Below are 9,876 nucleotides of genomic sequence, written 5' to 3' on the forward strand. Positions count from 1 at the left end.
AAGCGGTTTATTCAGAAGAGGGTCAAGCACAAGTGAAAGAATTGGTCAGTTTCTATTTAGAAAATGCCAAAATTATCCGAGAGAAACTAACCGCTGCTGGATTGTCTGTTTACGGTGGCGTAAATGCACCTTACGTCTGGGTGAAAACTCCCGATGGATTATCCAGTTGGGATTTCTTCGATAAATTGCTGCAAGTGGTGAATGTAGTGGGGACTCCGGGTTCTGGTTTTGGCGCTGCTGGTGAAGGATACTTCCGCATTTCGGCATTTAATAGCCGGAAAAATGTTGAGGAAGCGATGCAGCGGATTACGGAAAATCTGAAACTCTAATCTGGGTTTATAGTAAAGGTTAGAAACCGGGTTTTTGAACAACGCTTAGGGAGAGAACCTTAACCTTGTTTAGAAACCCGGTTTCTTTTCTGGAAAAACAGAATGCGCTCTAGGGTTGAGTGCTATAATAGTGGTAGGTTGAGGGAGGCGATCGCCCACCCAATCCGACTCATTTTGGAGGTCTCATAACATGGTCCAAACCCCATCTAAATCTTTAACCTTAGAAGAGTTTTTCAAACTCCCCGAAACCGAACCCGCCAGTGAATATATTGAAGGCAAAATCATCCAAAAACCAATGCCGAAAGGAAAACATAGTTCCATTCAAACTGAATTAGCAACTACAATTAATGCCGCTCTAAGGGGGCCTAAAATTGCCCGAGCCTTTTCTGAACTGAGATGTACTTTTTCTGGACAATCGATTGTTCCTGATGTATCAGTCTTTGTATGGGAAAGAATTCCCAGAGATGAAAATGGCGAAATTGCTAATATTTTTACAGCCCCACCTGACTGGATTTTAGAGATTTTATCCCCAGAACAGAGTCAAACTAAAGTCACTAAAAAAATTCTCTACACCCTCAAACATGGTACTCAAATGGGTTGGCTGATTGACCCCCAAGAAAAGACTATTTTTGTGTATCATCCTCAGCAACAAACCGAAGTTTTTGACGAACCTGAGCAGGAAATTCCCGTTCCTGCCTTTGCCAGCGAGTTGCGACTAACGGTGGCCGAAATATTTGGCTGGCTGTTAGAATAGAGCGAAATTTGCTCACAAGTTACTGTTCTGTTTGATAGTAACCTTGTTCACCCATGTTGTTAAATAATGTAGTTATATAAAGCTCGATTTTGATAGCATTTTTTCATTTACACTATCAATTGATAGAGATACTTGTTAAAAATTGAGATGGGCGATCGCCCACTCAAACCCACTCATTTTGGAGGTCTCATAACATGGTCCAAACCCCATCTAAATCTTTAACCTTAGAAGAATTTCTCAAACTCCCCGAAACCGAACCCGCCAGTGAATATATTGAAGGCAAAATCATCCAAAAACCCATGCCACAAGGAGAACATAGCACAATTCAAGCTGAATTGGTGATCGCGATTACTGCCGTTGTTAAGCCCCCAAAAATAGCCCGAGCTTTCCCGGAACTGCGGTGTATATTTGATGGATGCACTATTGTGCCAGATATTGCCGTCTTTACTTGGGAGAGAATTCCTAGGAAAGAAAATGGCGGAGTAGCTAATGTATTTAACGACTCCCCAGATTGGATGATAGAAATCCTCTCTCCCGAACAACGAGTTACCAAAGTTACCAAAAAAATTCTACAGACCCTTAAACATGGCACTCAAATGGGTTGGCTGATTGACCCCAGTGAACAGACTATTTTTGTGTATCATCCTCACCAACAACCCGAAGTCTTTGACGAACCTGAACAGGAAATTCCCGTTCCTGCCTTTGCCAGCGAGTTGCGACTAACGGTGGCCGAAATATTTGGCTGGCTGTTAGAATAGAGCGGAATCTGATCACAATTTACTGGTTTTTGTTCTTATGACCCTTATTACCGGCATTGTCAAACCCGTTAGTGAAATAAAGCTAGAACCCGGGAGCACCGTTACGATTCCCAACATCAGTTGGCAGGAATTTGAGAAACTATTAGAAGAACTGGGAGAAAAACGCTCTTCCCGCATTGCCTACAGTCACAACACATTACAAATTATGGTTTCATTACCTGAACATGAAATCACTAGGGATTTGATTTCTGATATTGTCAAAACTTTGCTAAAAGTAAAAGTCACTCGATACGAACCTTTTGGATCGACCACCTTTAAACGAGAAGGAATGGCAGGAATTGAACCGGATGCTAGTTTTTATATCCAGAACTGTCAACGGATGATTGGACGTCGTCGCCTCCAACCGGATGATCCACCGCCGGATTTGGCAATAGAAACCGATGTCACCTCTAAAACAACTATCGAAGCCTATAAAGCGATTGAATGCCCAGAAGTTTGGGTGTATAATAAGTCCAAGCTCACTATCTATTTATTAGAAGAGGGAGAGTATGTCACGGCTGAGAATAGTCCGATTTTCCCCGAAGTGGCGATCGCCCAAATTATTACAACGGTAGTCGAACGCGCTTGGCAAGTAGGAACCTATCAGGCATTGGCAGAATTTGAAGCGGCGATCGCTTAAAGTGGGAGTTAAACGACAACCCTGAGTAAGTAAGAGAATCTCTTGCTTAAAACAAGCTACGTTATATCTGTAGCCCCTTGAACTTAAAAGTTAAGATTTGTTACAAGGGGTTTACAAATACAATGAATTGATGTAATTGTGATGGATAAAACTTGAACAATCAAGCAATAGATTGTCGATAAAAACCATGAAAATTCAAAATATAGAGTATTACGATCAGGAATATGAATGGAGGTTAGACCCGGTTGAATTTACCACCAACCCGACTTTACTTGTGGGTATATCCGGTGCAGGGAAAACGCAAATTCTTCGGTCTATTTTTAATTTAAAAAAGATTGTTAATGGAGCTTCTCTAAATGGAGTGAAATGGAATACTACCTTTAATACAGAAAATGGTACAATTTATCGCTGGGAAGGAGAGTTTGAAACACAGAGGTCCTTCATTAGTAGTGAACAAGACTTAGATAGAGAGTACAAAATAATTATTGAAAAGCTCTATAAAAACGATAATATTATTATTGACAGAACAGAAGAAAAAATAAATTTTAATGGAACTTTAACGCCGAAGTTATCGCCCAATGAGAGCGCACTACACTTGCTTAAATTAGAAGAAGACATTAGCCCTGCGGCAGATGAAATTAATAAAATTACTATGGTGGAGTTTGCACCCTATGAAGGGATTCAACCCATTACATTTTCTTTATTAAAAAAATATGAAAAAGCTTCTTTGTCTGAGATACAAGAAAGCGGACTTCCTATTTCAATTAAACTCTCTTTAGTGTACAGAAGTTTTCGGGAAGTTTTTGAGGAAATAAAAACAGAATTTAGTCAGATATTTAACCAAATTGAGGACGTTAAAATAGAACCATTAAGGCAGGATGATATCCCGATTGTGTTAGCTGATTTTCTGAGAGAATCTACTGTTGTTTATTTTAAAGAAAAAGGTATAAATAATTGGATTAGACAACCATACATATCTTCCGGAATGTTTAAAACATTAATGTATATCAGTGAACTTTACTTGTCGCCGAAAGGTAGCGTGATGTTAATTGATGAATTTGAGAACAGTCTGGGAGTTAATTGTCTTGACAGCATCACCGAAATAGTTACGGAGAACAAAGACTTACAATTTATTCTGACTAGCCATCATCCTTATATTATCAACAATATTAGTCCCAAACATTGGAAAATAGTCACTCGAAAAGGGGGAGTAGTTCAGGTAAAAGACTCCCAGGAATTGGGGATTTCTAAATCCAGGGAGAAAGCCTTTATTGATTTAATCAATATATTGGAAGACTACCCAGAATTAGAAGGGGATGGAGAATGAATATTTATTTTTTGTTGGAGGGGAGAAGTACCGAAAAAAAAGTATATGGGGCTTGGTTAAAATATCTGCTTCCTGAATTTCAGAGAGTTAAATCCTATAACGACGCTCAGGACCATAACTATTTTTTAATCAGCGCTCATGGCTACCCTTCTATTATTCATGAATATATTCCAGATGCCATCAACCGAATTAAAGAAACGGGTCAATATCAATATTTGGTGGTCTGTTTGGATGCTGACGAAGATACTGTAGAAAGTAAAAAACAAGAAATTTTCAATTTCATTGAAGAATCTCAGATTGAACTAGACCCTATAAAATTAATTCCAATTATTCAAAATCGTTGTATTGAAACTTGGTTTCTCGGAAATTGTAAAATGTTTGACTCTAGACAAAAAAATATTAACATCCCTTTGTCGGAATATGTCAGTTATTATGATGTGTCAATTCAGGAACCGGAACTCATGGGCCATTATAACGAAGATTACAATCATGCAGAATTTCATGCAGCTTATTTAAAAGAAATATTTAAAGCTAAAAACAGTTCTTATAGTAAAAAATATCCTCGGGATGCTCAACGGGAATATTATTTACGAGAATTAATCACTAGAATAGAAAAACAAAGTCATTTAAAAAGCCTAAAAGAGTTTATAGTTTTTTGTGAATTTATCCGAAGTCAATTATAGGGGGGGGGTTTAATCGAGTGAGTTCCAGCTAACTCACCCCTATCCGGTTAGGATACGCCTCCATCCTAAGCTGTTTTGCATCTAAATTGGATAATCCTAGCGAGCAAGATGTTTGGGCTCGCGCGTACAAGCCACGCCGCACAGCGAAGCCCGGGCTCAGGCTTTACGCACTCCAAAGGTTTCATGATTTCCTCACCTCCAATTGAGACAGGCAACAGCCTATCTCAATTATAGAAGATGATTGATATAGCAGTCCTAAACGGCCATTACAGCGACTCAACTTATAAAACTGAACTCTCAAGCCGAAAGCAATTTAACATCAAGAAAAACAGAAATCTCAGAGGAAAACCGATGATCAGCATTACTTTAAAATTGTCGCCAGAAGTTGAGGCAAAATGCCGAAAAAGTATCGCGAGTGGGGATGCGATCGCCCTTCAGCAACTGTTAGCTGAGGCTTTTGCACCCACGGTAGAGGAACTGCTACAGCACTCACAGAACCCCATTGAACAGAAGGATGAATTTGAGGCGATCGCCAATCAGTTAGCTGATGAGTTGACAGATTCTCTGGGGCCAGATATCCCCACCCTATCCGACGATGCCATTAGTCGTCCCGGAATCTATGAGGAGCATCCCTAATTGTGATTTATCTAGTGGATACGACAGAAACAATCATCATATAATTATAGGTATAGCGATTTGAAATCAAGAGGTTTACTATGAACAAACCCTATGTAGACAAACGAAATGAAGGGTATTGGGTGGCGGGAACTCGCGTTTCCCTCGATTCCATCATTTTTGCCTTTCTTGACGGGTTATCCCCAGAAACCATCGCGACAGAGTGTTTCCCTACTCTGTCCCTGGAACAAGTTTATGGCGCAATTACCTATGATCTCGCTCATTGTTCTGAAATCGATACCTACTTAAAACAGACAGATGCTGAATTTGAAGCATTACGGCAATCAAACCACAGTGCCGACCCGGAGTTTCACCAAAAACTGATTCAAGCACGGCGGTTACAGGCACTCCAAGTATGAAAATTCGCTTTCAAGCCGACGTTGATCTAAACCATATTATTGTCAATGCAACCCTAAGACGAGAGGGTCGTATTGATTTTAACTCCGCACAAACTGCTAATTTAGATTCTTTGAGTGATCTGGAAGTTTTGGCAAACATTTCAGGCATTAGTAAAATTTAGAAGCCTAACTAATAACAATACAGACTCTGCGGGACTGGCAGTAACCCCCCAGGATGTTTGACCGATCGCCTCGCCTCTTTTCTTTCCATCCCAAAGCATCCATTCCCCCCTTCAATCATCCAGCGCCCTTTAACACAACTCAACCCCCTGACTCCCTAACATCCCTTTGACTCACGATAAAATAAACAGATAAAGAGTTCGGAGGGCCAGTTTCCTGGTCAATACGCCTATCGAAACGATATACGGACAGCTACAAGGACTCAAATCCAGTCAGCTTAAGCAACTGAACCGCCTGTACCACCAAAAACTCCCGGTGGATGCAATTACCACCTCCGAATTTGCCCAGCGTCTGGCGGCGATTAGTACCGAAATCAAGGATTCGATTTGTGTTTACATCAATCGTCGGGGTCAGGTGATCCGAGTGGGGGTGGGTTCACCGCGTCAAACCCAAATCCCGGCAATGGAATTACCCCGATATGGTGAGGGTCGTCTGAGTGGGATTCGCTGTATTACGACTCAGTTGAAAGGCGAGGGTCCGAGTGAGTCTTCTCTGACGGCAATGGCGATTCAACGCTTGGATGCCTTAGTCGTGTTGAATTTAACCGGGGAGGGGTTTGAACGGCGCGGGGGTGGGGCCACAGGTTATGTGAGTCAGTCCTATTTAGCACATTTGATTCCCCAAACGGGAATGGAAGAGGGTGAGGTCCAGGAGGCGATCGCCACCTGGACCGTTTCCCCCCCCATGAGTCTGGATGCCCTCTCCCTACAGGACTTCCTAGAACTCGTCGAGGGACTAGAAGCTGAGTTCCAGCGAGAATTTATCGCCCGGGATGTCGATGCGGACCACGATCGCGCCCTATTAGTCGGGGTCATGACCCATAATCTCAAAGACGAGCAATTTGAAGACGGACTTACCGAACTCGCCCGTCTAGTCGATACTGCCGGAGGAACCGTCCTGCAAACCATGCGCCAGAAACGTCCTCGTCTCCATCCCCAAACCGTGGTTGGAAAGGGTAAGGTAGAAGAAATCGCCCTCACTGCACAAACCCTTGGCAGTAATCTGATTGTGTTCGATCGCGAACTCTCTCCGGCCCAAGTCCGCAATCTGGAAGTCCAAATCGGCGTCCGGGTGGTCGATCGCACCGAGGTGATTCTGGATATCTTCGCCCAACGCGCTCAATCTGGGGCCGGTAAACTCCAAGTCGAATTAGCCCAACTAGAATATATGCTGCCCCGCCTCACGGGTCGCGGTCAAGCGATGTCCCGATTAGGCGGTGGAATTGGCACCCGAGGCCCTGGCGAAACCAAGCTGGAAACCGAACGCCGCGCCATTCAACGGCGAATTGCCCGTCTGCAACAGGAAGTCAACGAATTGCAGGCCCATCGATCGCGGATGCGCCTGCGACGCCAACATCAAGATGTCCCTTCCGTGGCGATCGTCGGTTACACCAATGCGGGTAAATCCACTCTGCTCAATGCCTTAACCAATGCAGAAATTTATACCGCCGATCAACTCTTTGCCACCTTGGACCCCACAACTCGCCGGTTAGTGATTCCCACCGTAATCGGCAATACCCAGACCATCGTTGTCACCGACACCGTAGGGTTCATTCACGAATTACCCCCCTCCTTGATGGATGCTTTCCGCGCCACCTTAGAAGAAGTCACCGAAGCTGATGCCTTGCTGCACGTTGTGGATTTATCCCATCCCGCGTGGCAAAGTCAGATTCGCTCTGTGATGAAGATTTTAGGGGAAATGCCTGTGACCCCAGGACCCGCTTTAGTTGCTTTTAATAAGATTGATGCTGTGGATGGAGAGACCCTGGCGATCGCCAAGGAAGAGTTTCCCCTGGCCGTTTTCATCTGTGCCCGCCAGCGTCTCGGACTGGAAACCCTGCGCCAACGACTTGCTCAACTCATCGATTATGCTGTGGCTCCTCAGTAATCTCTTTATTCCAGTTTGCTCAAGTTACGCGATTTTGCTGACGACATTCCCCTGACGATGAGGTAAGAATAGGTTAAGCACTCTTCTGGTCAACAAGTCCGCAATCAATTAATTGAGGACTTGTTGCTCCGTAAAATCTCGGACTTTATCAAAACTTTGTACTTGTGCCGAGCCAAAGCCTCTGAAAATTCTAGCATTAATTTTATTTATATAAAGATTTTACAAAGCTGGGAGAAAACTATGGACAGACATAGGGCTGTACGGATACAGTTGAATGGAGTACCAGCGATCGCTCCGCAAAATGGGAGTTTGGCCTCCTCTTGTAAAGAGGTCAAGGGATTAAATAATTCCGTCGCTTAGTGCAATTGCCTAATAGGGTGGCATAAATATGCTGACTAGAACAGCCAAGCAAGAGTGCAACCGTCGGTTCGATTTCACCCATTATGCTGGTAGGATTCAGGAAAAAAATATGTTTAGATTACTCAAACCACTTACTTTAGGACTATCAGTCATTGGCTCCGTAGGGGTTTACTCCTTGACTGTCGCCGCTTCTGCCTCAGCGTTTACTCTTTTTGACGGCAGTAAAGCAGTGGGCATTTCGGACAGCGACATTGGCAAAGAGTTCACCCTTAACTTTGACGGAAGCGTCGATGAAAAAGATGTCACGGGACTCTTATCCGAGGCTCTTTTTAAATTCGAGGGCTTTAAAACCGTTGGGAACAAAACTGAGGCGCTTTTTGATGTAAAACTCACGAACACCTCCAGCAATGGCATCACCTCTCGCAGCTCGGCTTTAGGATTCAATGTTTTAAATTTTGATGGCACCAGTCTGGGTTCAACCTTGAACCTGATTAGTGTCGGCAATTCCTCGGGTTCCGGTAACACCCAGGTTGAAGGACTCTTTACCAACGACAAAAGTGGCTCCTTTCCCAATCAGTTTGGTAACATTGATGTTTGCTTTACCCAGGGAAATAACTGCCAAGGTGGAGCCAATGGCGGAGTCAACACGGGCAATACCGGAAACTTTAAGGCCACTCTAGCCTTCTCTGGTGAAGTCCAAACCTTTGCTCTGAACAACTTTGGGGTTCGCTATCAAAGCATTGAGGGACAGACCTTTGCCGGGGCTAGTGGTACGGGTCGGGGTACGATTGATATCGGCATTCCCTCAGAAAGTCCCAGAAAGGTTCCGGAACCTACAGCGACTACAGCGCTGTTACTGATTGGATTTGGAACCCTTAGATATGGAAAAAAAAAGCCGCAAACTCAGATTCAAACTGAAAGTTAAACCCTAGAATCATGAGTTCCGATGAACCAATTAATTAATTGTGAATAAGGGGCACTGTTTGAAGCTCTGTGAATTTCCAACTGGGTGGTTTTGCTCTCCCCCGCCGACTGGGGGGTTTTTGTTTAAATCTGCCTAGTCGGTTAATTTTAATTAAATTTTATTAATCCATAAAATCCGCAATTTTTATCAACAAGGGGCGGGAAGACCCCGCTTTAGGGGGTCCTCATGCATCAGAAAACCAGGGGGGGTGAGCAGTCCCGTTACAATTAGATAAACATCAGATTGCTCAGACTTGTGAACCTATTATGAAACCTAACGTAGAAATCTACACATGGAGTCGTTGTCCCTTCTGTCTGCGGGCGAAAGCGCTGTTAGATAGCAAAGGTGTAGAGTATGCGGAATACTGCATCGATGGGGATGAAGACGCCAGGGATCAGATGGCAACCCGTGCAAATGGGCGTCGATCTGTGCCTCAAATTTTTATTAACGATCGCCATATCGGGGGATGCGACGATTTGCACGCCCTAGATGCAAAAAATCAGTTAGATCCGATGCTGCAACCGGAGTCTGTTTAATCCGGGGGTCCAGCAAACAGAAAACAACCGGGTGTTGTCACCAAATTTCTGCAAAAAAAGCCCCTTTCTTTGAGCCAACCACCCGGTTTCTTCTTCTAGGAATCTCATCGGGTCCCGATACTCTAGGGGGATTTGAGCGGAAATAGCACTCAAAAAAAGCGATCGCCCCTCGGAGGCGATCGCTTTTTTGTCCCATTTAGCGGTTAATTGACACTCCCACGTCTAAAGAGCATGGGATTCTTTAAGAGTCCAGAATTTAGACCTTAAGGGCGTAGTCAATGCGCCCCTACCTATTCACGCTCACTGACTCTCGCCATGAGGCTTACGGCTACCTTTTTTAATCTCG

Annotated in this window: 11 protein-coding genes; all 11 read left to right on the top strand. The window is 43.8% G+C overall.

Annotated elements, in window-relative coordinates; translation table 11 throughout:
• The coding region (locus J0895_RS04540; RefSeq protein WP_207086933.1) for an aminotransferase class I/II-fold pyridoxal phosphate-dependent enzyme at positions 1–329 on the top strand (329 nt) is incomplete at its 5' end.
• Positions 330–519: 190 nt separating this feature from the next.
• Positions 520–1,083, top strand: a complete 564-nt coding sequence (locus tag J0895_RS04545; RefSeq protein WP_207086934.1) for a Uma2 family endonuclease — start codon at positions 520–522, stop codon at positions 1,081–1,083.
• A gap of 194 nt (positions 1,084–1,277) precedes the next feature.
• Positions 1,278–1,841, top strand: a complete 564-nt coding sequence (locus J0895_RS04550; RefSeq protein ID WP_207086935.1) for a Uma2 family endonuclease — start codon at positions 1,278–1,280, stop codon at positions 1,839–1,841.
• Between the two features lie 37 nt (positions 1,842–1,878).
• The gene (locus J0895_RS04555; protein ID WP_207086936.1) at positions 1,879–2,520 is read left to right on the top strand and encodes a Uma2 family endonuclease; all 642 of its coding nucleotides are present in this window, start codon (positions 1,879–1,881) and stop codon (positions 2,518–2,520) included.
• Positions 2,521–2,707: 187 nt separating this feature from the next.
• Complete coding sequence (locus tag J0895_RS04560; protein ID WP_207086937.1) at positions 2,708–3,847, top strand: AAA family ATPase; 1,140 nt, start codon at positions 2,708–2,710, stop codon at positions 3,845–3,847.
• Positions 3,844–4,530: a hypothetical protein gene (locus J0895_RS04565; RefSeq protein WP_207086938.1), complete on the top strand. Its 687-nt coding sequence runs from the start codon at positions 3,844–3,846 to the stop codon at positions 4,528–4,530. The genes J0895_RS04560 and J0895_RS04565 overlap by 4 nt, the downstream gene beginning before the upstream one ends.
• Before the next feature lie 351 nt (positions 4,531–4,881).
• Complete coding sequence (locus J0895_RS04570; RefSeq protein ID WP_207086939.1) at positions 4,882–5,166, top strand: hypothetical protein; 285 nt, start codon at positions 4,882–4,884, stop codon at positions 5,164–5,166.
• Between the two features lie 80 nt (positions 5,167–5,246).
• Positions 5,247–5,564: a DUF433 domain-containing protein gene (locus J0895_RS04575; RefSeq protein ID WP_207086940.1), complete on the top strand. Its 318-nt coding sequence runs from the start codon at positions 5,247–5,249 to the stop codon at positions 5,562–5,564.
• Positions 5,565–6,038: 474 nt separating this feature from the next.
• Positions 6,039–7,670 (top strand): GTPase HflX, encoded by a 1,632-nt coding sequence (gene hflX, locus J0895_RS04580; RefSeq protein ID WP_479724793.1) that lies wholly within the window; start codon positions 6,039–6,041, stop codon positions 7,668–7,670.
• Between the two features lie 388 nt (positions 7,671–8,058).
• Positions 8,059–8,955, top strand: a complete 897-nt coding sequence (locus J0895_RS04585; protein ID WP_242541046.1) for a cistern family PEP-CTERM protein — start codon at positions 8,059–8,061, stop codon at positions 8,953–8,955.
• 305 nt (positions 8,956–9,260) lie between these two features.
• Entirely contained in the window at positions 9,261–9,530 is a 270-nt protein-coding gene (gene grxC / locus J0895_RS04590) for a glutaredoxin 3 (protein WP_207086941.1), read from the top strand.
• Positions 9,531–9,876 lie beyond the last annotated feature (346 nt).

This window comes from Phormidium pseudopriestleyi FRX01 (assembly GCF_017313335.1).
Classification (GTDB): domain Bacteria; phylum Cyanobacteriota; class Cyanobacteriia; order Cyanobacteriales; family Laspinemataceae; genus Laspinema; species Laspinema pseudopriestleyi.